General features: G+C 47.7%; 19 protein-coding genes. 16 read left to right on the forward strand and 3 right to left on the reverse strand.

Annotation, left to right across the window (positions count from 1 at the left end):
• Nucleotides 1–237: 237 nt before the first annotated feature.
• A complete protein-coding gene (locus MHB43_RS12620; protein ID WP_237175918.1) occupies nt 238–393 on the forward strand; it encodes a hypothetical protein in 156 nt (51 codons plus the stop codon).
• Nucleotides 394–501: 108 nt separating this feature from the next.
• On the opposite strand, the gene MHB43_RS12625 is transcribed toward MHB43_RS12620, so the two are convergent.
• Both MHB43_RS12625 and MHB43_RS12630 read right to left on the reverse strand, forming a co-directional pair.
• Nucleotides 502–1,835 (reverse strand): IS3 family transposase gene (locus tag MHB43_RS12625; RefSeq protein ID WP_339183318.1). Its coding sequence is split into 2 segments (ribosomal slippage): nt 502–1,433 and nt 1,433–1,835, totalling 1,335 coding nucleotides; the frame shifts between segments, so codons are not numbered across the junction.
• A gap of 151 nt (nt 1,836–1,986) precedes the next feature.
• Complete coding sequence (locus tag MHB43_RS12630; protein WP_074094612.1) at nt 1,987–2,226, reverse strand: hypothetical protein; 240 nt, start codon at nt 2,224–2,226, stop codon at nt 1,987–1,989.
• Nucleotides 2,227–2,648: 422 nt separating this feature from the next.
• Here MHB43_RS12630 and MHB43_RS12635 point away from each other — a divergent pair, with 422 nt between their 5' ends.
• The 11 genes from MHB43_RS12635 to MHB43_RS12685 all read left to right on the forward strand — a co-directional run bounded on the left by MHB43_RS12635 (nt 2,649) and on the right by MHB43_RS12685 (nt 17,608).
• Nucleotides 2,649–2,969, forward strand: a complete 321-nt coding sequence (locus tag MHB43_RS12635; protein ID WP_221825192.1) for a hypothetical protein — start codon at nt 2,649–2,651, stop codon at nt 2,967–2,969.
• A gap of 54 nt (nt 2,970–3,023) precedes the next feature.
• On the forward strand, nt 3,024–7,028 hold the full coding sequence (gene essC / locus MHB43_RS12640; protein ID WP_221825189.1) for a type VII secretion protein EssC: 4,005 nt from the start codon (nt 3,024–3,026) through the stop codon (nt 7,026–7,028).
• A gap of 16 nt (nt 7,029–7,044) precedes the next feature.
• Nucleotides 7,045–7,875 (forward strand): hypothetical protein, encoded by an 831-nt coding sequence (locus MHB43_RS12645; RefSeq protein WP_221825187.1) that lies wholly within the window; start codon nt 7,045–7,047, stop codon nt 7,873–7,875.
• A 6-nt stretch (nt 7,876–7,881) separates the two neighbouring features.
• Nucleotides 7,882–8,430, forward strand: coding sequence for a WXG100 family type VII secretion target (locus MHB43_RS12650; protein ID WP_017689072.1), 549 nt, complete (start codon nt 7,882–7,884; stop codon nt 8,428–8,430).
• A gap of 189 nt (nt 8,431–8,619) precedes the next feature.
• Nucleotides 8,620–8,895, forward strand: a complete 276-nt coding sequence (locus MHB43_RS12655) for a WXG100 family type VII secretion target (RefSeq protein ID WP_017689071.1) — start codon at nt 8,620–8,622, stop codon at nt 8,893–8,895.
• Nucleotides 8,896–9,053: 158 nt separating this feature from the next.
• Nucleotides 9,054–11,129, forward strand: a complete 2,076-nt coding sequence (locus tag MHB43_RS12660; protein WP_221825185.1) for a hypothetical protein — start codon at nt 9,054–9,056, stop codon at nt 11,127–11,129.
• 255 nt (nt 11,130–11,384) lie between these two features.
• Nucleotides 11,385–12,137 (forward strand): vWA domain-containing protein, encoded by a 753-nt coding sequence (locus MHB43_RS12665; RefSeq protein ID WP_124114120.1) that lies wholly within the window; start codon nt 11,385–11,387, stop codon nt 12,135–12,137.
• A gap of 10 nt (nt 12,138–12,147) precedes the next feature.
• Entirely contained in the window at nt 12,148–12,990 is an 843-nt protein-coding gene (locus MHB43_RS12670; protein WP_221825183.1) for a hypothetical protein, read from the forward strand.
• A gap of 183 nt (nt 12,991–13,173) precedes the next feature.
• A complete protein-coding gene (locus MHB43_RS12675; RefSeq protein WP_221825180.1) occupies nt 13,174–13,980 on the forward strand; it encodes an SDR family NAD(P)-dependent oxidoreductase in 807 nt (268 codons plus the stop codon).
• A gap of 153 nt (nt 13,981–14,133) precedes the next feature.
• Nucleotides 14,134–16,653, forward strand: coding sequence for an ATP-dependent helicase HrpB (gene hrpB / locus MHB43_RS12680; protein ID WP_221825178.1), 2,520 nt, complete (start codon nt 14,134–14,136; stop codon nt 16,651–16,653).
• Nucleotides 16,654–17,002: 349 nt separating this feature from the next.
• Nucleotides 17,003–17,608, forward strand: a complete 606-nt coding sequence (locus MHB43_RS12685) for a general stress protein (RefSeq protein ID WP_221825175.1) — start codon at nt 17,003–17,005, stop codon at nt 17,606–17,608.
• Between the two features lie 177 nt (nt 17,609–17,785).
• Here the strand turns inward: MHB43_RS12685 and MHB43_RS12690 are convergent, their stop codons facing one another.
• Nucleotides 17,786–18,178 (reverse strand): DUF202 domain-containing protein, encoded by a 393-nt coding sequence (locus MHB43_RS12690; protein WP_339307929.1) that lies wholly within the window; start codon nt 18,176–18,178, stop codon nt 17,786–17,788.
• A 72-nt stretch (nt 18,179–18,250) separates the two neighbouring features.
• Between MHB43_RS12690 and MHB43_RS12695 the strand changes: the two genes are divergently transcribed.
• From MHB43_RS12695 to MHB43_RS12710, 4 genes are all read left to right on the forward strand, one after another.
• Nucleotides 18,251–19,399 (forward strand): acyltransferase, encoded by a 1,149-nt coding sequence (locus tag MHB43_RS12695; protein ID WP_221825173.1) that lies wholly within the window; start codon nt 18,251–18,253, stop codon nt 19,397–19,399.
• Nucleotides 19,400–19,911: 512 nt separating this feature from the next.
• Nucleotides 19,912–20,286 carry a helix-turn-helix transcriptional regulator gene (locus tag MHB43_RS12700; RefSeq protein ID WP_036609188.1) on the forward strand — a complete coding sequence of 125 codons (375 nt, stop codon included), beginning with the start codon at nt 19,912–19,914 and terminating at the stop codon, nt 20,284–20,286.
• Nucleotides 20,287–20,288: 2 nt separating this feature from the next.
• Entirely contained in the window at nt 20,289–21,296 is a 1,008-nt protein-coding gene (locus MHB43_RS12705; RefSeq protein WP_221825171.1) for a Gfo/Idh/MocA family protein, read from the forward strand.
• Nucleotides 21,297–21,566: 270 nt separating this feature from the next.
• Nucleotides 21,567–22,007 carry a ribonuclease gene (locus MHB43_RS12710; RefSeq protein WP_076318556.1) on the forward strand — a complete coding sequence of 147 codons (441 nt, stop codon included), beginning with the start codon at nt 21,567–21,569 and terminating at the stop codon, nt 22,005–22,007.
• The last annotated feature ends 1 nt before the right edge of the window (nt 22,008 follow it).

The following is a 22,008-nucleotide window of genomic DNA, read 5'->3' on the forward strand; positions in this document are numbered from 1 at the left end:
AAGGGTGAACTAGCAGGTTCATTTATAAATGATTAGAGTGGGTTGCAAAAAGATCGACAAATCATGCGAAAGTCCATCTCCAGCTTGGTGAGACGGGCTTTTTGCACAATTTTACACCTCAGCAAAACACGGCATAATATAAGAGCGGAAAAGCTGTTTGGGGCTGACACTATCTGGTTATTTATGGATACACGGAAGAATCGATCCGTAAATCCAATGGCAAAGGGGCTTAAATTCATGTCCATTGACCGCTTTATTCTGAGGAAACTGAATACCTGTCAGGAAGAACATACACGTGCCAATTTGGTTCGGCTGTTTGTCATTCGTATTCGTAAAGCCGAGATTGCGGAAGAAGAACATGATGCCGCCTATGTCCTGAGCAAACTGCACTGAGCGATGGCTGATAACAATTGCGATCCGCTGTTAACGTGTATACAACTCAAAAAAAGGAAGCTTGTCTATATAAACTGTACCCTATGTAAAGGACATTTCTAAAAAAAACTATATGGCTTCAAGAAGATGATCTCTGTATTGTACAGGGGTCATCCTTTTTAGGTTCCACTGGTATCTATAGTGATTATAGTAGGTCATATAGGCTTTAACTTCACGTTTGACTTCGTCTAACGTGGCATAGCTCTTTAAGGAAGTTTCATCCTTAAAATGACCAAAAAACGACTCCTGCGGTGCGTTATCCCAACAATTTCCTCGTCTTGACATGGATTGTCCAAGCCCCATCCGTTTCACTTTCTTCTGAAAATCCGGATGAGTGTAATGCGTACCTTGATCGGAATGAATGAAGGCATTACGACTCTTCTTGAATTTGCGATTTTTCTGTAAGTGAAGCAACGTGTTTGTCGCCAGATCCATCGTCATTCGCTCCGACACATGATAAGCCAAAATTTCATTGGTGGAACTATCCTTAATGGTGGACAGATAGGCGCGTTTCCCTTGGCCGTAACTTAAGTATGTAATATCTGTTAGAAGTACTTTGCCCGGGATGCCTTGTTTGAAGTTGCGTTGTAACAGGTTAGGCATGGTTCGATGTTCATGGGTTGCCTTCATCATTCGTTTGTAGGGATTAGCTCGTCGATGAGGGCATACAATATCGTATTTTTTCATGATTCTTCGGATGCGCTTGAGATTCCAAATGATCTGAAATTGTCCTTGCAGCGTCATCTTAATGGAACGAGCGCCCTTGTTACGTTTCTTAAACTGGAAGGCTTGACGAATGTACACACCTATTTCCTCATCAACCTGTTCCTTCTTCGTGCGTCTGTGAATGGCTGAAGTGCTCCAGTATCGGTAATATCCGCTTTTGGAGACCCCAGCAGTCTCACACAGAACACTTACCATTCGCTGAAGATGGTATTTCTCAATCACGGTTCGGATTAACCTGTATCGAAGGCTAGGCGTTAGTTTTACTCGTGGTTCCACCCCCGTTCGGCCAGGCGAATCTTTTTTAAGAGTTCATTCTCTGCTTGGAGCAGGTGAATCTGCGCTTCGAGTTTCGCGTTCTTTTCTGCCAAGGTTAACTCTCGTTTTAGAGACTCTCCTGAATGTTTGCCTCGTGTATCTTGTAAGCCTATAGCCCCTTGCTCGTTGTAACTGGCTCTCCATCGGTCGGCTGCGGCTTTGACCCGAGTCATTCCAATGATCTGAACGTCAAATCCACAAGTCTCAAAGATCTCTCTAGGCAGCCTTTCTTGCTGATTTAATGTAATAAAGAGTTGTTTGAACTCGTCCGTATAAGTGATTCCCTTGGTCGAAACAGACTTCACATAGGGATTTGTAGCAAGTTGCTCTAGTTCGCTTGTTGTAAATGTTTTCTTACTCATTAATCGTTCTCCGTCCTTGTCTCGTACATGGTATATAACAAAAATACCCCATAGAGAGACTTTTTTAAAGTATCTACTCTATAGGGTACAGTTTAATAACGACAGCTTCCTTTTTCATGTCTTGTAATGAATGTGGCTTGACTGACTCCTTTTAATATAAGGATAAAGCAAGGGAGTCGTTTTCACTTCGACTGTGGAGAATGGCTTCTCCATTAACAATCTCAATACTAATTAAAGAATGCAGACATTTTTGAATGGCGCGTTTACCGTTGCTAATTTTATGCTCAAGAGCACTGCTAAGCAATCTTAATGTCTTCTGCATAGGTTGTTTGTTTTCTTGATTAAAATATACAGGGATTGATTTGTTTTGAAAGGTTATTAGGGTTCTCACTTGAAATCACCTCACGGTTGTTATTTCATACAGGTAATACTAAATACCAATGCTTAAAATTACCTTAAAATCAGCTTATGAAAACATAAAGGTGGGTAATGTTTGAAAAGTGTTCACAATTCAATTGTGAGCGAAGGAATAAAAGTCCTGAAAAACGTAACTTAATTACCATTTAAATGGAACTGAAAACTAAAATTTTCGTAACCTCGCAATATTTAATTGCATAACTGCCACGAAAGTTCTGAGTCGAATGTACGATATTTTAATATATACGTGGGTCATATGTAACAAAATTACAGGTGGTACATTGCAAACAGGGTGTTTATGTAAGAAAATAGGGTTGATATAACGATTCATTCTCTTTTTTTTGATTTAATCTGACATTAGGACAATTTACATATGAGACCATGGGAGGGATTCGGATGATTCTAACCGTGTATTCCGGCCGCGAGGAAGGAGAATGGTTCGACATCGATGTTCCGGACGAATGTACCATCGAACATTTGAAGACATTACTCGGCGTTCGCATTTTTGGACAGGCACCGGGCGACGGCATTCAGTACATCCTTGAAGCCAAGTTTCCGGAAGGTCTGTGGTTCTCTCCACAGAACGCGCAGCAGTTAATGGAAACCGGGTTGCGGCAAGGCAGTTGCGTACGTGTCCAGCGGGCATTTTCAACGACTTCAGAAGAAGCGCCTGTATATGGAAGACGTTCATTGTTTCAGCAGGACAGCAACAAATAGGGCTTTTGAACGTATACATTCATTATTGAACTAACTAAAGGAGGTCTTCTCTTCGTGAATGTGTTATATCAGCGTTCTCCAAGAATGACACCGGTTCTCAAGGAAGAGAGACTCGAAATACTCAGGCCTCCAACAGAACCGAGCAAACCCACGTTTTCCATGATATCCATTATTGTGCCGATCATGATGACCATGGTCAGCATTGGTTTCTACGTATATATCAATATGACCGGCAAAATGAATAACAGTAATTATATGATGTTTCAGATGATGACGGTCATGATGATGCTTACTTCTTACACCATTCCATTCTTCGTGTATCTGAGCAACAAGAAATCATATCGCAAAAAATTGGAAGAACGAAAAATAATGTATCTTGCCCAACTGGACAAACACCGGGAAGAACTGAAAGAAGCTCAGGCGGAGCAAGTGAAGAGCCTGTACGAAATTCATGGTGATCCGGGTGTGTGTCTTCAAGTGGTGAAGAACCGGAACAGTTCCTTGTGGGAGCGTTCACCAGAGGATGATGATTTCCTTCAGGTGCGCATTGGTACGGGAGAGATTCCATTCCGCATCAAACTTCAGGTTCCGCGGATTGATGGTTATGAGAAGGATGAGCTGATTGAAGCGGCCCATGAACTTGCGGCTGAATTCCAGACGGTACCGGATGCTTCCATTACATTGCCTTTGTTCCAATCGAAGGTTATGGGACTTGTCGGTGATCGGGAGGAAGTGCTTGCTTCCCTGCGAGTCATCATCTCACAACTGACGGTACGCCATTCCCCGGATGAACTGAAGCTTGCTGCTTTTTATGAAGAGAAGGACAGCAAGGAATGGGACTGGCTTCGCTGGATGCCCCATATCTGGGATGAAGACCAAGGACAACGCTATATGGCCGACAGGCACAGCGGTGCGCATCAATTAGCGGACAGCTTGTTTTCCGTGTTGAACCGGCGCCGTAACAATAAGGAAGACCGCTACAAGAAAAGCATACAAACGCCATGTTACGTTGTGATTCTCTCCGATACACAATTGATTGAAGAAGAACCGTTACTTCCGCTGCTGCTGGAGTCGGCTCAAGACATTGATGTATGCACCATCATACTGGCTAATCGCAAGGAGTCTCTACCGATGCATTGTCAGTTGATTATGGATGCCTCCAAAGGCAAAGGGGTGTATATCAAAAAAACGGAAGATGCGGATGTTATTCAGCAAACGTACAAGCCTGATGTAATCTCGAAGGAGATGGCAGAGGCACTTTCCCGATATATGTCACCGATTCGTTTGAAGCGTTCATCTGCGTCGGATATCCCGCAACTGCTCCCGTTATTCGATATGCTGAGCACATCACGTGTGGAGGAACTGGATGTGGTGTCCAGGTGGGGACAGACAAGATATCCTGACACACTTCCCGTTCCTATGGGCGTAAGAGCTGGTGGCAAAAAAATTGCTCTTAACCTGCATGATAAAATCGAACGTCAGGGTCATGGTCCCCATGGTCTGATTGCAGGTACAACTGGTTCAGGTAAAAGTGAAGTCATCCAGTCCATCGTAGCTTCACTGGCTGCTGAATTCCATCCACATGATCTGGCGTTTATGTTGATTGACTATAAAGGTGGCGGTATGTCCAACACATTTGTCGATCTGCCTCATGTGGTAGGGACGATCACCAATCTGGATGGGAATCTGATCGAGCGGGCGAATATCTCACTTCGTGCCGAACTGGTCAGAAGGCAAAAGATATTAAATGATGCGGGAAATCTCCAGCATATTGATGAATATTATAAAATTCTGCGTTCCAGACATGAACAGCCACTGCCACATCTGGTTATTATCATTGACGAGTTTGCTCAATTGAAACGGGATCAGCCGGAGTTCATGGATGAATTGATCAGTATCGCGGCCATTGGCCGGACACTAGGGGTTCATCTAATTCTGGCAACCCAAAAGCCTGCTGGTGTTGTGGACGATAAAATATGGAGTAATTCGCGCTTCCGGATCTGCCTTCGCGTACAGAGTGAGGGAGATAGCAGGGACATGATCAAGATTCCAAATGCTGCCTGGATTACAAAGCCTGGTCGTGGATATTTCCAGGTTGGTAGTGATGAAGTGTTTGAAGAAATGCAATTTGCCTGGAGTGGTGCACCATATAACCAGCAGGAGGATTCAACGACGGTATTGCCTGTTATGGAAGTGCGCCTGAACGGTAAGCGGGAGCCTCTGTTAACTGGTGAGCGCAGAGCCGTTCTCAAAGGGGAAGATGTTCCGAAACAGCTTCAGGTATTTATTGATTATGTTGCACAGTCTGCAGCGGATGCGGGTATCCGTCGTTTGCCAGGACCATGGTTGCCACCTTTACCAGAGACACTGGAATGGGAAGGTCTTCAGGACTGGCAGGAAGAAGAGAATCGGGATTTGCTGCTTGATGGCGGAGCGAGTGGTTTGAAACCACTGGTGGGTTTGCTGGATGATCTCCCGAATCAACGCCAGCAGCCGCTCGCATTGCCTGTGGATCAAGGACATCTGGTCGTGTACGGCATGCCAGGACTGGGCAAAACAACATTTGTTCAGACCTTGCTTATGTCCCTGGCACGTTCCCATAGAACGGAGCCTTGGCATGGTTACATTATCGACATGGGCCGTATGATGAAGGATTTTGCAGCACTACCTCAGATCGGTGGCGTGATGATGGCTGAAGAGGAAGACCGGATCAAGCGATTATTCCGCTATATTCTCAAGCTGTCAGCACAACGTAAAGATATCATCTCGGAGGCGGGTGTTAAAACGATTTCGGCGTACCGCCGTTCAGCTCACGCCGCAGTCCCGCAGGTTGTGGTCGTTATTGATGGTTATCTTTCATTCCGCAATGCCTATCCGGAAGAAAATGAACTTCTGGAGACGATCCTGCGTGAAGGCGGAAGTCTGGGTATCACCTTTGTGCTTACTGCGAATCGGGTAACAGATGTATTTGAAAAATTCAGAAGCAATATTCCCAATGCGGTTTCATTTGAGTTATCCGATCCAAGCGATTATTATTATGCCGTGGGAAGACCTTCCAAGGCGCCAAGTCAACTTCCGCCAGGAAGAGGTCTGGTCAAAGGGCAAGTGCCTCCGTTAATGTTCCAGGCGGCATTACCTTCTTCCGGGGCAGATGAGGGCAAGCGTTCATCTGCACTGCGCCGTACGATTGCTGAGATTCGCCAAGGCTGGACAGGCGAAGAAGCGCCGCAGATTGCTCCACTTCCGGAAGAGATCAAACTGAAAGATCTGCTCATTCAGACAGGATCTTATGGTCAGGCTTGGGATACATCGTCTGTAACTGTTCCTGTGGGACTGCTTACGGATGATCTGGAACCATTCGAGCTTAATCTGCGTGAAGGTCCGCATTTCATGGTAACGAGTCCGATGGAAGGCGGCAAAACGACATTTTTATTGACATGGATGTTATCACTGGCTTATCATGCTTCTCCGGAAGATGTGCAAATATACACAGTAGATATGCGTTATGGCTCAGGTGGGCTGGGGGAAATCAGCAGTTTGCCCCATGTCCGTGGACATGTATCGCGAGAAGAACAGCTTGCACCTGTGATTCAACAGTTGTACGATGAAGTTCTGAAAAGAGGCGAGATTTCCGGTGGACCGGAACTTGTGCTCGTTATCGACGATGCGGACACCTTGTCCAAGCAGCTAAACGATTTTAATGTAAAAGATCAATTGGGAGCGATTGTTCGTCAAGGAAGGGATCGCGGTGTACACGTGATTCTGTCCGGGGTTCCGGCAGACTTCCCAACCTTTGGTTCTGACTGGGTAACGGATGTGAAGGCTTCCCAGAGCGGAATGCTGTTCGGGACTTTAGACCCTAACGATCTCTCGTTCTTCCGTATACCTTATTCCGAATCTGGAGGTAGTACAGGTGGGCTGAAGGTACTGCCTCCGGGTCAAGGTTATTATGTAAAACGTAAATATTCCAGGGTTAAAGGTGCAGTTCCATGTGATGACAGCTGGAAAATGACCGATTGGATTTCTGAAATTCGTGACCGATGGCATGTTGTAGTTTGAGGGGAGGTGGCTCATAATGTTGACGGTTCATGATTCTAAGCAAAAGGTAGTCACGTTGCAAACAAAGGAACTTTTTTTCCTGGCTGGTATTCTCGGTTCAGACCGACTGCTTGGTGTGGAAGATCCGTTTCGCGGCTATATGGCGGAGGATATCGCGATGGAGTGGGAGCGTGTCAAAACCTCCCTGCTGGACAAAGGATATCTGATTCGGGATCAGGATACCGATGAGCTGATCATGACACCGACCGTTTTCTCCAGGGTAGCCATTGCCGGATTGTCCGACAGAGCTTGTTGGATTCGCTACACGATCAACGGAAAGTCGTATGAGAGTTATATCCATTGCACGGATGAGCGGGTCGTTGAAGTTTCCCGTGTTGACGACGTACCGGACTCGTTCCGGCTCAGCGATCTGGGAAGTGTTCGTGAAGCCATTGATGTTCTGATAGAGCGGATGAAATGGAGCGGCCATTCTCCTGCGGAGAAACCGGCCCTAATGTGCTCCAAGAAAAAATTTTATGATGTCATGAATGAGCTCGAAAACAGCGGGATACAGACCGTAGCAAAGGAGCTCGAGCAGGAGACAAGTGATCCTGAGGGCTCACTTGCACTGGCACGCTGTCTGGTGGGTAAGGAGTCAGACGGGGAGCTTAGGTTGCTTGTATGGAATGAAGATGGGTGGAAATCACAGTCGGCAGCATTTGCTGCAAGTGCGGTCTCCAACTGGTTGTTCCGGATGAGCACTGCGGCTTCAGATGATTGGCTTGTTGCAGCACTGACGACTAGAGAACAGTTTCACGAGATGCTGCTGGACTGGCTTAAACAGCCTGCAGGGGAAGAGGAAAGGTGATGGTAAATGCGCATTCGTGTGGAACCGGATGTGCTTCGGGCACTGAGCAAGCAGATTCAGTATGCAGCGGAGCAAATACAGCAAAAGATGACAGTGTTGGATCAGGCGATTCATTCGCTGGAGTGGGAGGTTGAATCCCGCGCAGCGGTGATGAATGAATGGAATCACAGTAAACGACTGGGCGAGGATGCGCTGCGTCGATTAATGGACTTAAGCGTACAGCTGGGACGCAAAGCGTTGTTATTCCAGCAGGCAGACATGGAGTATCGTTCCGTGCTGAGTCATGTGAACACAGCCTATGGTAATGCGGTCAATATGCTGAATGTTCTTCAGAACAATCGTACAGGAGAAATCATGCCTGCACATTCTGCAACTGTAGCTGTAGTATCCGATCCCCTTTCCGCAATGGCGGCCGTATATCGTGTACAGGATGCCGCTCCGCCTGATGGCTCCCCGGCTACACTGGTGCAGGCTATGCAGCCTGAGCCTGTAGCATGGAGATTCACAGATCCTTCCTTTCGGGGGAGAAGAGGGACCGAGCCTGTGGTTTCCTGAGCAAAGTAAATGAAAGTAACAGCAGAAAGTGAATTTTTTTTTTTGTAAATAGGCTGTTAGGAGAAGTTTCAAATGCTGAAAATGGGGTAAATAGGATTAGGTCCTTCGGCTTTTGTCCGATCGATCCTGGTATAGTACAATTTGAACAAGCTAAAAATTTAATTGCACAAACCAAGGAGGAATTTACAAATGGCAGGACGTATTTTAGTTACCCCAGAGCAGCTTGATCAGGTTTCCAACCAATTTAAACAAAGCGGTGAGCAAAGTCAGCAAATCGTATCTACATTGACTCAATCCATCACAAGCATGGAAGGACAATGGGAAGGTATGACAAAGCAACGCTTCTTCCAGGAGTTCCAGGAAGCTAGCAAACAAATGCAATCATTCGTTCAAACGCTGAACAGTATCAGCGCTGAACTTACAGCTATTGCTAACAAATTCCGTACAGCTGACCAAGCTCGTTAATCTGCTTTACATAGATCAGGCCGATGTGAAGTCTGAATTCGTCCTGAATTATAGGTGGATAGCAAGCTGAAGATGTACAACTACAGCAAAAACCGGGCGTTTTCACAACACCCGGTTTTTGTTGCAACTATGACACTAGGACAGAGAGAGGGATAAGCATGTCTTTTCAACCAAATCCCGGGGATGAAGTGGTGATTAACGACATTGCCTATACGATTGGGCAACATCCGGCTGCGCCGGGTCTGGCTTATGCCCAAGCCGGAAGGCAGGGGATTGTTTATCAGTTGATACCCCGTAATGGTTCCATTCATGGGTCCAAAGCACTAAAAGTCTTTTTTCCTAAATTCCGTATTCCGGCTATGGTATATCAGTCTGAACATATGGAGTCTTATAGTGAACTGCCAGGTTTGCAGGTATGCAAGCGTGATGTGCTCACTCCGGAAAGAAACGGAGCGCTCATTGGAAAACATCCCGATCTGTTATATGCGGTGTTGATGCCATGGGTGCAAGGTCAGACCTGGTTCGATGTGATCAGTGATCAGAGACAGTTGACGGCTGAGGAGAGCCTGAAGCTGGCTAGAGCGCTTGCTGGAACGGGTTCGGCTATGGAACAACGTGGACTGGCTCATTGTGATATGTCCGCTCCCAATGTAATGATTCCGTTTTTTTCCGAAGTGGAGAACCTGGGGAAGGCGTCTGCGGTAGAACTTGTGGATGTCGAGCAGATGTACGGTTCCAAGATGGATCGTCCGGATGCCCTGCTTGCCGGGTCACCCGGTTATGCAGCCCATCGAACAGTGCACAGCGGTTTGTGGAGTTCATATGCTGACCGATTTGCCGGAGCTGTTATCATTGCTGAAATGTTAAGCTGGTCGGACCCTGTGATTGTAGAGAAAGCGTGGGGCGAAAGTTATTTTGACCAGCATGAAATGCAAACGGTGAGTGAACGCTATTATGCGATGCGGGAGTCCCTTGAGAAGCGTTGGGGTTCCAAACTGTCCGATCTGTTCATTCGAGCTTGGGAAAGTCACGATCTGAGCAGCTGCCCGACGTTTGGTGAGTGGTATGTTGCATTGGCTGCGGTAGACGTGAATCAGGCCAATGCGGCTGCTGCTGCGACATCGGAAGAAGAAGCTGCCAATCCGTCCGAAGCTGATGTGAATCTGAAAAAGAGCTCAGAACCAGTAATTGAACCGGTGAATACGCAAGACGGGAACCGTCCTCAAACGCCGCACTCTCCCGATCAGGAAGCGGTTGTGAACCGTCTGTTCCTGCAAGCAAGAGCCCTGGAGGATGAAGATAAACCGGCTGCAGCACTGGAAGTGTACCGCTCGCTTTATCATTTTATTCCTCATAACAGCGCGATGCAGATGGAAGTGGAGGCTGCAATCAAGGAACTGGATGCCAAGCTTAATCCAAAAGAAGACACAGACAAACCTGTACCTGTGCCATTCTACAGATCCAAAAAGTTCATGATATCCTCTGCTGTGCTTATTGTATTGCTGGCAGGTGGCGTGCCAACGGTCAAAATACTCGCCGATCAGGCAGAGGTGAAGCAGAAAGAACAGCAGGAAGCCACACGACTGGCAGATATCAAAGCTGCGGAAGAGGCTGAAGCAGCAAAGGCAGCTGCGCTCAAACAACAGGAAGAACAAGAGAAGCAAAAGGCCGCAGATGCTGCAAAACTGGACGCAGAGGAAAAGAAAAAGCTCGCTGAAGCCAAGCAGAAGGAAGCTGAAGCAAAGAAAAAGGAAGAAGAACGTAAGGCGTTACAGGCCAAGTACGACAAACAGGCGAAATATGAGGCCTTTCTGGTGAAGCAGGAACAGCAGAAGAAAGAAGCCGCTAAGAGAGCGCAGCAGGAGAAGTACGATAAACAGGCGAAATACGAAGCTTATCTGGTCTGGAAAAAAGAGAATGATGCGAAGCTTGCAAAACAGGAAGCGGAGCGTAAAGCGGCAGCTGAAGTTAAACGTCAACAGGAAATTGCTCAAAAAGCAGCTCTGAAGAAAAAACGTGCCCAGAATGTGGTCACGCTGATTGCTCATTACAATAAGACGTATAACGCGCAAAAAGGCAGAAAAATTGAAAATGCGGAAGCATATGCCCGTGATTTCAAAAATCTCTACAATACCGATGCTTCCTATTTCAAAGGTGTCGGCAAAGTGGCTGCTCGAATGAGTGCCATTAACAAATTCCTGAGCAACAACAGCTACACGTTGCCTAACTTATAATACGTGTTCAAAAAGGGCGGTTTTCAGTACCGAGAAGATGGGATGAAGCTAGAAATGGAGTAGCGGAGCGTAGGAAGAACTACGTGAGCAACTAAAATGTTTCCGAAAGAAACATACTTCGTAAGCATAAGCTTATTCGCTGAATTTCATATTCGATGCTGATGATGCCTACAGGCATCCATCGTAATCAAAAGAGGACTTTTTGAACAACTTCTTATAAAATAACACGTGAATGATGGAGGTGACTCATCCTAGATGAACTACACGATTCAAGCATCACAGCGTACACCTGCACTTATTATATATTTAATTGATATTAGCGCCTCCATGAACATGGTTCTGGAAAATCGTCGACGGATTGACGTCGTCTATGATGCCTTATCTCTCGCGATCCGGCAAATGGTATTTCGGTCTACTAAGGGAAATCGTCTGACACCGCGCTATCGTATAGCCATATTGGCTTACAGTGATGATGTATATGACTTGTTGAACGGAATCAAAGGGATTGACGAAATTGCTGCAGTTGGTTCTTTGCCTGACCTGACACCGAGACGGTTTTCAGATTCTGCGAAGGCTTTCCTGCAGGCGGAAAAGATTCTACAGGCCGAGATTCCGAATATGCAGGACTGTCCTGCGCCACTTGTATGCCACATGACCGATGGGGTGGCTACAGGTGAAGATCCCGAACCGATTGCCAAGAGAATCATGGGCATGAGTGTGCCGGACGGCAATGTGTTGGTCGAGAATATTTTTATATCGGATCATCTGCTGGATGGGCCAATTGCTGAACCTCGAAGATGGAAGGGAATCTCTTCGGAAACGAATCTACAGGATGAGCATGGAGAGAAGCTGCGGAATATGTCATCCGTCCTGCCCGAAAGTTATCGGGAAATGCTTGTTGAAGCTGATTATTTGCTTGCTCCCGGTGCACTCATGATGCTGCCAGGTACCTGTGCAGAATTGGTATCGATCGGGTTCCAGATGTCCGCTGCTACGCCTGTTAGATAGGAGGGGAATCATGAGAGCGATACGATTGGCAACATTGTCTGCTGGTGATAAGGGGGGCCATGTCGAGCAACGGCATGGCAACTTTCGGTATGTGAGTGTGCAGACCGGAGAACAGCCATTAACTCGTTATCAAGGTGCATTCAAGTGCAGATATGGTTACGGCAGAGCCGCAGAGACGGTTAATCAGGGTGATTCCGGACAGGATTTTGCTGCGGTCCGCATGAATGGGAATGTCTGCAATTTTGTATTATGTGATGGAGTAGGCATGAGTTATCTGGGCGACTTTGCAGCACGGTTTCTGGGAAATGCTTTGCTGGATTGGCTGGAAACGACGCAGCATCCGACGGTTGAGGCCGTGGAACGTCTTCTTCATGATCTGACCCTTCCTGCATCCGAGCAACTGGAGAAATTACAACCACTGGAAAGTTCCCCTCTGTTACTGCGTGAAGTATTAATGGAAAAACGAAGCCGTGGGAGCCAGGCCATGTATGTCTGTGGGCGGATTGAGCTCACGGGAGGAGGACGCAAAAGCCGTGTGTGGTTAGCGTGGCAAGGAGATTCACGTATTCGCCTTTGGCGCAATAATCAGGAACAGTCTGACATGTTCCAGGCACATTGCAAAACGAATGAGCGTTGGTCTACACTTGATGGTCCCGTGGGTGGCAAGCCGCACATCTATGAGACAAAAGGTTCAGCAGGCGATTCGCTGCGGCTCCAGTTATATACGGATGGACTGAACGACCTGGATGCCATTCAAGCCTATGTCCCGGATGAACACATTCAGGTACTGCTGGATGCTACACATACGGGCGGACTTGAAGATGATGCCGCTTTCATTGAGCTGGAATGGTGAGTGCCGGTTATAAAGTTGTGGACTGATCCTGAAGTTGCTGTGACGTTGGTGTAGATCAACGGTGAAAAAACTTGCTGGTGTTGATTTAAAAGACACTCTTTTTGGGTAATCTTGTGAAGAATTGATTTTGAGCTTGAACGTACATTCTTACATAATTGCTAAATCAAAGGAGTGGAATGGATAATGACACAACATAACGGCAAGTCACGGTTTCAAGGGAAGGTTGCAATTATTACCGGAGCAGGCTCCGGGATTGGGAAGGCCACTGCAGTCAAGCTGGCTAAAGAGGGTGCACATGTTGCATTGTTTGATCTGGTGAATGATCGGATCTCGGAAACGGAAGCAGAGATTAATGCGCTGCACCCTGGTGCGGCAAGAGCATTTGATGTAGACATTGCCGACCCGGCACGTGTGGAAAAGGCTGTACTGGAAACCGTTGAGTTATTCGGCGGTTTGGATATTGTTTTTGCCAATGCGGGCATTAATGGGGTATCGGCACCCATTGAAGAGATTCAGGTTGAAGATTGGCAGCAGATTATTACAACCAACCTGGATGGCACATTTTTCACCGTTAAATATGCATTGCCTCACTTGAAAAAACGGGGTGGCGGCAGCATTATCATTACAAGTTCGATTAACGGCAATCAACGCTTCTCAAGCTTTGGTATGTCGGCGTACAGCACATCCAAGGCAGGGCAGGTTGCTTTTGCGAAGATGGCGGCGCTTGAGCTCGCGAAGTTCAAGATACGTGTTAACGTGATCTGTCCGGGAGCAATTGCGACCAATATCGATCAAAGTACGGTCAAAACGGATGATCTGCAACAGATCATTATTCCAATGGAGTTCCCGGAAGGCCAGCAGCCACTTGCAGATGGACCTGGTCAGCCGGAACATGTTGCGGATCTGGTAAGCTTCCTCGCTTCGTCTGAATCCAGACATATTACCGGAGCAGAGATCGTCATTGATGGTGCCGAATCATTGCTCAGCTAAGTGAGCATTCTGGATAAATTCCATTTTACTTAAGTCGTGTCTTAGGATATGTCTGCGATAGTCGTTCCTCTGGAACGGCTTTTTTTGTTATAATGCTAACATTCGAATAGAGATACTGAAGAGCAGTAGGGTACATTCATTAGGAGCGATTATATGCATATAGAGTTACCGATACAAGAGGTTATTCCTGAATTAAGACAGTTATTTCGGAATCAAGATACAGGTGTGTTAATTGCAGAGCCAGGAGCGGGAAAAACGACGGTTGTACCGCTGGCTTTGCTGGAGGAGCCGTGGGTCGCGGGACGGAAAATCATTATGCTGGAACCCCGAAGGTTGGCTGCGCGTTCGGCTGCATCGAGACTGGCGGCTACGCTAGGGGAAAAGGCGGGGCAGACGGTAGGATATCGTGTACGCATGGATACCCGGGTGAGTCAGGTGACACGGATTGAAGTTGTGACGGAAGGGGTATTGACCCGGATGTTGCAGCAGGACCAGGGTCTTGAGGATACGGCGATGATTATATTTGATGAATTCCATGAGCGGCATTTACATGGGGATTTGGGTCTGGCTCTGGCCTTGGAATCGCGAGCGATGTTACGTCCGGATCTGAAACTGTTGATCATGTCGGCAACCCTTGATCCTGTTCCGGTCTGTGCATTGCTTGGTGAAGGCACAAGATCAATTCATTGTCCGGGCCGTACGTTTCCGGTGGAAACACGATATGTACCGAAACCAACAGCCATGCCACTGGAACAATTCACGGCTCAGACGGTGAACAGGGCATTAGCCGAACAGGAGGGGGACGTGCTTGTTTTCCTTCCTGGCGCAAGAGAGATACACCGTACAGAACGGGAGTTATCAAATGGATCTCTTCCTGGACATGTGAATGTTCATTCCCTGTATGGCAGTATGCCGGTGGAACAACAGGATGAGGCCATACGGCCGGCCCCTGAGGGCGCGCGCAAAGTGGTGTTGTCCACCTCCATTGCGGAATCCAGCCTCACACTCGCTGGAGTTAAGATTGTGGTGGACGCAGGGCTGAGTCGTGCATCGGCATTCTCGCCGCGCACCGGCATGAGCCGACTCGTCACCCTGCCGGTGTCCAAGGCGTCAGCCGATCAACGGCGGGGGCGTGCAGGGCGAATTGCCCCGGGGGTGTGTTATCGGCTATGGAGCGAAGAGGTTCACGGGGGACTGCCTGAGGCAGCACGCCCGGAGATCACCTCCGCGGATCTTGCGCCGCTGGCGCTGGAGCTTGCCGTCTGGGGTGTCCAGTCCCCAGCAGAGCTGCAATGGCTGGACACCCCGCCTGACGGCGCCTACGGCCAGGCACAGGCGCTGCTGCGCCAGCTGGGCGGCCTGGACGACGCAGGCCGCATCACGCCCTTCGGGCGGCGGATGAACACGCTTGGCGTGCATCCGCGACTGGCCAGCATGTTGCTCCGCGCAGCGGAGCTTGGGCTGGCCAGCTACGCCAGCATGCTGGCGGCACTGCTGCAGGAGCCTGCGGGCCTTCGCAGCAGTGGCAGTGCAGGCGCGGGCACGGACCTCCGCCCGCGCGTAGAGGCGCTGCTGACCGCGGACAGCAGCGGCATGTCTCAAGCGGCCGCGGCTGTCGCAGACGGCGCGGCCGTGCGGCGCATGCTCCAGGAGAGCCGCCAGCTGCGCTCGGCGCTCGGCCCGGCGGCCGATCCGGTGCGGCCGGATGAGGACAGCTGCGGATTGCTGCTGTCCTTCGCCTATCCGGACCGGATCGGGCAACGCCGGGAGGACGGCCGCTATCTGCTGAGCAGCGGCCGCGGCGTACGGCTCGCAGCGACAGAATCGCTGAGCCGTTCAGCGTATCTGGTCGCAGCCGAGGCAGACGACCAGGGCGCAGATGCTCGCATCCTGCTGGCTGCGCCGCTGCAGGAGCAGACATTGGTGCAGGCAGGGCAGCACTTGCTGCACAATGAAGTACAAGTGGCCTGGGATTCCAATACCCGCAGCGTTCGCGCACATAAGAGACTTCGTATTGGAGCCCTTGTGATTAAAGAGAGCAGTATTGCACAGCCACCTGAAGATCAGGTGCTGGAAGCACTGTTAACCGGAATACGGATGGAAGGGCTTGATTGTTTGCCCTGGACAAAAACATCCAGACAACTTGCGGACAGGCTGCGGTTCCTGCATCTCCATCTACCTGAGTGGCCCGACCTGATCGAAGATAATCTAACAGAAGAGTTGGCAGAACATCTTACCCCTTATCTGATAGGCATGCGATCGGCAGCCGACCTGAAGAGATTGTCGATGCAGGATGTATTACTGGGTGGATTGAGCTGGACGCAACGACAACAACTGGACGATGAAGCGCCGACGCATATACAGGTGCCCAGTGGTTCTCGTATTCCCGTGGACTACAGTCGTCCAGAGGACCCGGCGCTGGCGGTAAGATTACAGGAGATGTTTGGACAACAGGAGACACCGCGTATAGCGGGTGGGCGAGTCCCGTTGACCATCCACCTATTATCACCGGCTCAGCGACCTGTACAGGTCACACGAGACTTGGCGAATTTCTGGCGAGAGACGTACTTTGACGTCAAAAAAGACCTGAAAGGTCGTTATCCGAAGCACTACTGGCCGGATAATCCACTTGAAGCGGTCGCCACGAATCGAGCCAAACCACGGGGCAAGTAGATGAATTACTTCATTCTTTAAGACATCAACGATTCCATATAAACTAAAATGAAGACCCAAAGGCTAATAAGCCGTCCCCGGTTCCTTAGAATATCGTCTGGACAATTCACCAGGATCAGCCAGTCTGGACTTCAAGATGATTTGGACGCCCACGTCCTTCAACGTAGAGCATGCCTGACAACGTATCATATGCCTGAGTTTGAAGGCACACCATGATGAGGAATAAAAGGAATGAACCTCAGCAATTATTTGCTATCAACACATAGTATATTGACTTGCGAGCGTTTAAAAGAAACTTAGGCGGGTAATAACATAGCGAACCACTCAATAATATGAGGAGGAATTCACTATGCAGAAGAAAATCGTAGGTGTGTTTAATACAGAACGTGAAGCATCGCAGGCTATCGAGGGTCTGAAAGCACAAGGATTCACTTCAGACGAAATCTCCGTTGTTACACAGGATCGGGATGAACTGAAGGCTATTCGGGAAGAGACAGGTACCAAAGCCCCTGAAGGTGTGGCTGCTGGTGCAGCAACAGGTGGTGTCCTTGGTGGCGTAGCCGGTCTGCTCGCAGGTATCGGTGCACTAGCCATACCTGGCATAGGTCCCATTCTGGCCGCAGGCCCTATTGCAGCAGCATTTACCGGTGCAGCCGTAGGTGCGGGAGCTGGCGGACTGGTGGGTGGACTGGTAGGTCTTGGTATTCCGGAAGAGGACGCTAAACAGTATGAGGAGTATGTACAGAATGGTAAAATCCTGCTGCTCGTAGATTCTACGGATCGGGACTCCGATGTGTACGATGTGTTCAGTGGCAACAGCCAGCTTAACCGGGACAGAGCCGAAGCAGCTCATCGCGGAGATGTGCCAGCCGAACGTCCGGATCTGGATATGGAAGAACGCAGATTGGAAGCCCAAACCAAGGCAACGCGATTGGGTAACAATACATTCCTGTAATTTTGCCGCGAATTCGGTTGATATGAAATAAAACCCAATGACTTAATATCTGTAAAATGGAGTGACATATATGATCCACCAGATGGTCATTAGCCGGTTTCCTTAAGGGAAGCCGGCTTTTGTCCCTGTGTTGCATATGGGTGGGTGTCAATAATGTCGGATGGTGTTTTTACCCAGTCAAGCAGGGAATAACAATACATATAACAGTACAGCCAAAGCGAGTCCAATCACCAGTAGCATCATGGTAAGGAACCGGATTAATCCGGTCGATGCCTGAAACGTCTGTTCATTGATTTGTGTACGCTTCCGATGATAGGCTGCTGCCGAATATACAATGATGGATATGCCGCCAATCAGAGAAGTGATACCGGTAATAATCGCCGCAATATGTGCAAGCCGATCATACGCCGATGAATTGAAACCAAATCCGGCAGCAAGAAAGCCAATGCCCGCCATGGCAATACCTGTGCGTACCCAGGCCAGAAAAGTTCGCTCGTTAGCCAGATGTTGCTGGACATACTTGGAATCGGTAGTGGTTACATCTTTGTCTGTGAAAGAAATGTGAATCAACTCCGTTCATTAAATATACGGCTTCATTGTACTTTGTTTGTATCGCAAAACCAAGAAAGGATGGCTGAATGTATGCCTCGCAAAGAACGAATTACAGAAATAGAGAGCTTAAGGGGAATTGCCTTTGGAGCAGTGGTTCTCCAGCATTCCATCGCACATTACTCTCTGGTCCCGGAAACGAGACTGGAGGATGGGGTGTTACTGGCCATACTGCTGATGCTCTCCAAATTTGCAGTTCCTTTATTCATATTCATAACAGGGATGGTGCTTTTTTATAACACGGGAGACAAGCTGAATTATGGCCAGTTCATGAGAAAAAGAGTAAACGACGTGATCGTGCCTTATCTGATCTGGTCACTCATTTATTTTACACTAGCACCGCGTGGTTGGACCGGATTTGGATTGAATGACATCCCAGATCTAAGCTTGAAGTTGCTTACGGGCAAAACGACATCACACTTTTGGTACATCATTATGCTGATCCAGTTTTATCTGTTATTTCCGCTCTTCTTGCGGGCCATTCGTTATGTATATAACCGATATGAGGCCAAGGGACGCTTGATCGCATTATTGATTTCTGGTGTGGTGTATCTGGTACTTGCGGATCAATTAAGAAACATCGCCAAATTCATGGAACGACTAAATATACCGGTGCTGACAGATGCTTTTACAACGTATGCAGACCGCAATTTCCTCTATTTTTTTATTTATTTTGTGCTAGGTGCAGCCGCGGGGTTATCCGTCCAGCACTGGAATGAATGGATTCATCGATTGCGCTGGATATACTGGACAGTGTTTATTGTTCTGGGTCTGCGGTTTACTTATTTATTAATGCTGGAGTTTCAGAAGCCGGAAGGAATCAAAATTACATTTTACACAGTCAGCTTGATCCGCCCTGATATGGCACTCTTTCTGATCGCTTCCATTATGGTCATGTACCAGCTGGCCGGGAAACTGCATAACCTCAGGGCTACACGATTGCTGGGATGGATTGGTGGTGTATCGTATGGCGGTTATCTGATGCATATGTTGATGCTGCGGTATAGCTACATTCCAGATGAGTTGTTTTACGTTGCTATGGGCTGGAACCCTGTCGTCCGAATGATCATCACCTGGTTGTTGGCTCTTACATTATCCTGTGTACTGACATGGCTTATCTCGCGTGTAAGCTGGGGCAAATGGATTGTGGGGTCTGTACCCAAGCCTGCCCGCAATAGATGAATATATCAACATATGAAAAATTCACAACAAAATCACACCTGTACAGGATTGTTCAGGTGTACGAGAGTATACGATCACAAGATACAGAAGCACAGGTAGTACAGCTTTTACAGCTTTTGCACAGACTTTCTTGTCATTAAAATTCGATCTCACGACTCCCTGAGCCCTGAAATAAACAATTTTTGAACTAATTTCATAACTCACTAAAATGAATTTCTGTAACTGGATATAGACAAATTGAACGGTTTCGATCTATATCCAGCCTTGATTGAAGCAGCTAAAGGTATTATGAAATTAATTCTTTTGAATAAAAATTAAAATTTCATTACCTGAAAAATTCACAACAGAAAACCTTTTTCCGTGCTTCCCTCAGATTAACGCGAATTCACACGATTTCTTGCTCGTCCTCCTTGAAGATAGATAAAAGGGAGGCAAAGCGGAGAAAGATGGCAGAACACGAACATAAGTTTTATAATACTAGATATATAGGTTCTGACAGGAGGGGAATGAACGTGGCTTTTATGATTGCACAGCGGGCATTTATCAAGCTGTATCTGATTACGATGGTTGAACAGCACAGGGGGTATGGTTACGAGATGCTGGAGGCGATGAAGCAGGAATTCAAAGACTACGGTTATGTACCACCCCAGAGCGAGGTATATCGGGCACTGCATGAATTGGTACAGCAAGGTGTTTTTTATCGGACAAAGAAACTTAAAGGCAATGATCCAAAGGTCGATTTTCAGGAAATCGTTTTATATCATTTTACAGATGATGGTGCGGAAAAAGCTGAGTTATACAAAAAACAGGTCAAAACGGATCTGGATCGTTGTCTCGGCATGTTACACAAGGCAGAAGAGGACAATTACGGTACGAAAGGAAGATGAGCATGAACAGACAGTTACAGTGGGGAGTACTCGGTACGTCAACCATTGCCAAAAATGCAGTCATTCCGGCGATCCAGCAGTCTGAACGTGGTGAGGTGTTGGCGATTGCCAGCCGCAGCAAAGAAAAGGCGGAAATCCTTGCCGAAGAACTCGGCATTGCCAGATCGTATGGCAGTTATGAAGAGCTCATCGCTGATCCGGACATCGAAGCCGTCTATATTCCTTTGCCTAACCATATGCACAAAGAATGGACCATCAAAGCGGCACAGGCTGGCAAACACGTGTTGTGTGAGAAACCTGCTGCCTTGAATGCAGATGAATCGGCAGAAATGATCGAGGCGTGTGAGCAGCATGGTGTTCTTTTTGCAGAAGCGATTATGTATCGATATCATCCCAAGCACAGACGTGTGCTAGAGATTATAGCTAGTGGAGAAATAGGCATCGTCAGAGCCATCCATGGTAACTTTACCTGTAATACCGCTGATGACAAGGAGAATGTAAGGTTCAAAAGAGAGATGGGCGGCGGATCATTATTCGATCTTGGCGTGTATCCGATCTCGGCAGCCCGGATGTATCTGGGACAGGAACCGGAAGCGGTGACAGTACACGCTCTATTCTCGGACGAGCATGATGGCGTGGATATGATGGCGTCGGGACTGGTAGAATTTCCGAATTCAGTAGCTTTAACTTTTGACTGTGGCATGTGGGCTTCAGGACGAGCGGAGATGGAGATTCTTGGGACGGAAGGGCGGATTGAACTGCCAAAAGTGTTTGGCTGGGAGAACAGTGATATTCCACCTCAGATTATTGTGCACACGGATTCGGTCAGCCGTGAGGAGCGTGTATCGGTGTCGAATTCCTATGTGCTTCAGGTGGAGACGTTTGCAACGGCTGTGCTTGAAGGTGAAGCCCTACCATTTAGTCCGGAAAATACCATTCAAAACATGCGCGTTATTGATGCATGCCTGGAATCGGCTCGAACTCGTCAACGTGTGCAATTGATCGATTAGATTAGGTCAGCTCAGTTTAAACATACTAGAAAAGTAGACTCCATCTTCAGGGATGAGAGTCTTTTTTTTCTGTCTTAAAATGTTACAATTATAATATTTTACAAATTAAACGTCTTCATTTGATATTTCTACCAAAATGATGTGATATAAATAGTCATGAGATGACTTGTTTACTATAATCTAGCAGAACATACAACTAGACCGTTACAGCTTGCAGAACGCATATCGTGACAACGTTCATCTACTTTGAGGGATCGGGAGGCCGGATTGATGAAAAAGTTGATATCCACCGCATTACTGGCATTGTTGTTAACGTTTGTTTTCCTCACAGGTTCACAGTTCACTCCAGTCGGACAGCAGAAGGCATCTGCTGCAACATGTACCATCATCAATACGTTTACAGGTGTAGCAAACTATTTAAGTGCAAACGGAACGTTGCCATGTAACTTTATTACCAAATCACAGGCAACAGGACTTGGCTGGGTAGCGTCAAAAGGAAACTTGGCTGTAGTTGCTCCTGGCAAAAGCATCGGTGGGGATACATTTGGCAATCGGGAGGGGCTGCTGCCTTCGGCCAGCGGACGTACATGGCGCGAAGCGGATATTAACTATACTTCCGGCTTCCGTAATTCGGATCGAATTGTGTACTCCAATGATGGGCTCATCTACAAAACGACAGATCACTATGCATCATTTACACGTTTGAAATAGA

This window comes from Paenibacillus sp. FSL H8-0317 (assembly GCF_045040685.1).
Taxonomy (GTDB): Bacteria; Bacillota; Bacilli; order Paenibacillales; family Paenibacillaceae; genus Paenibacillus.

What these genes read in the sequence shown, in the direction of transcription:
- MHB43_RS12620 (WP_237175918.1), top strand. Translation starts at nt 238, where the DNA reads ATGTCCATTGACCGCTTTATTCTGAGGAAACTGAATACCTGTCAGGAA.
- MHB43_RS12635 (WP_221825192.1), top strand. Translation starts at nt 2,649, where the DNA reads ATGATTCTAACCGTGTATTCCGGCCGCGAGGAAGGAGAATGGTTCGAC.
- MHB43_RS12645 (WP_221825187.1), top strand. Translation starts at nt 7,045, where the DNA reads ATGTTGACGGTTCATGATTCTAAGCAAAAGGTAGTCACGTTGCAAACA.
- MHB43_RS12650 (WP_017689072.1), top strand. Translation starts at nt 7,882, where the DNA reads ATGCGCATTCGTGTGGAACCGGATGTGCTTCGGGCACTGAGCAAGCAG.
- MHB43_RS12655 (WP_017689071.1), top strand. Translation starts at nt 8,620, where the DNA reads ATGGCAGGACGTATTTTAGTTACCCCAGAGCAGCTTGATCAGGTTTCC.
- MHB43_RS12660 (WP_221825185.1), top strand. Translation starts at nt 9,054, where the DNA reads ATGTCTTTTCAACCAAATCCCGGGGATGAAGTGGTGATTAACGACATT.
- MHB43_RS12665 (WP_124114120.1), top strand. Translation starts at nt 11,385, where the DNA reads ATGAACTACACGATTCAAGCATCACAGCGTACACCTGCACTTATTATA.
- MHB43_RS12670 (WP_221825183.1), top strand. Translation starts at nt 12,148, where the DNA reads ATGAGAGCGATACGATTGGCAACATTGTCTGCTGGTGATAAGGGGGGC.
- MHB43_RS12675 (WP_221825180.1), top strand. Translation starts at nt 13,174, where the DNA reads ATGACACAACATAACGGCAAGTCACGGTTTCAAGGGAAGGTTGCAATT.
- hrpB (WP_221825178.1), top strand. Translation starts at nt 14,134, where the DNA reads ATGCATATAGAGTTACCGATACAAGAGGTTATTCCTGAATTAAGACAG.
- MHB43_RS12685 (WP_221825175.1), top strand. Translation starts at nt 17,003, where the DNA reads ATGCAGAAGAAAATCGTAGGTGTGTTTAATACAGAACGTGAAGCATCG.
- MHB43_RS12695 (WP_221825173.1), top strand. Translation starts at nt 18,251, where the DNA reads ATGCCTCGCAAAGAACGAATTACAGAAATAGAGAGCTTAAGGGGAATT.
- MHB43_RS12705 (WP_221825171.1), top strand. Translation starts at nt 20,289, where the DNA reads ATGAACAGACAGTTACAGTGGGGAGTACTCGGTACGTCAACCATTGCC.
- MHB43_RS12710 (WP_076318556.1), top strand. Translation starts at nt 21,567, where the DNA reads ATGAAAAAGTTGATATCCACCGCATTACTGGCATTGTTGTTAACGTTT.